Source organism: Microcoleus sp. POL10_C6 (assembly GCF_036701585.1).
Lineage (GTDB): Bacteria > Cyanobacteriota > Cyanobacteriia > Cyanobacteriales > Microcoleaceae > Microcoleus.
This window is the reverse complement of record NZ_JAUBRB010000059.1, coordinates 39,178-39,943: the sequence shown is the minus strand read 5'-3', so window position 1 is coordinate 39,943 and position 766 is coordinate 39,178. Positions and strand designations below refer to the sequence as shown.

Here is a 766-nt window from a genome sequence, read left to right as displayed (position 1 = left end):
GATGGCACTTATGCCTTCACTGCTACAGCTAAGGATGCTGCGGGTAATGTTTCTGGGGCTTCAACTCCAGTTAATCTCACAATCGATGCCACAGCATCGACAGTACCTACAATCACTACTGCCGCTGGTACAACAAACGATGCCACTCCGACTGTGACGGGAACTGCCGAACCTAATAGTACCGTTAACATTTTACAAGGCACAACTTCTCTGGGTACTGCGACTACTGATGCCTCTGGGAATTGGACATTTACCCCCCAGACAGCTTTAACTGATGGTACTTACGCCTTAACTGCGACAGCTAAGGATGCTGCGGGTAATACTTCTACTGCTTCGAGTGTAGTTAGTCTCATCGTAGACACTGTTGCACCCACAGTACCCACCATTACAACAGCCGCTGGCACAACAGCCACTGGCACTCCGACTGTGACGGGAACTGCTGAAGCTAATAGTACCGTTAACATTTTACAAGGTACAACTTCTTTGGGTACTGCTACGGCGGATGCTTCGGGAAATTGGACTTTTACACCGACAACGGCTTTAACTGATGGTACTTACGCCTTAACTGCGACAGCTAAGGATGCTGCGGGTAATACTTCTACTGCTTCGAGTGTAGTTAATTTGACTGTAAATACTGCACTAACTCCCACACCAACACCATCGGTAACGCCAACACCCGCGCCATCGGTAACACCATCGGTAACGCCAACACCCGCGCCATCGGTAACACCATCGGTAACGCCAACACCCGCGCCATCGGTAACAC

1 protein-coding gene is annotated in these 766 nt (G+C 49.9%); it reads left to right on the top strand.

Annotated features, from left to right (window positions below):
• Positions 1-766, top strand: a 766-nt coding sequence (locus tag QUA34_RS24870; protein ID WP_333389748.1) for an Ig-like domain-containing protein, incomplete at both ends; no start/stop codon positions are given.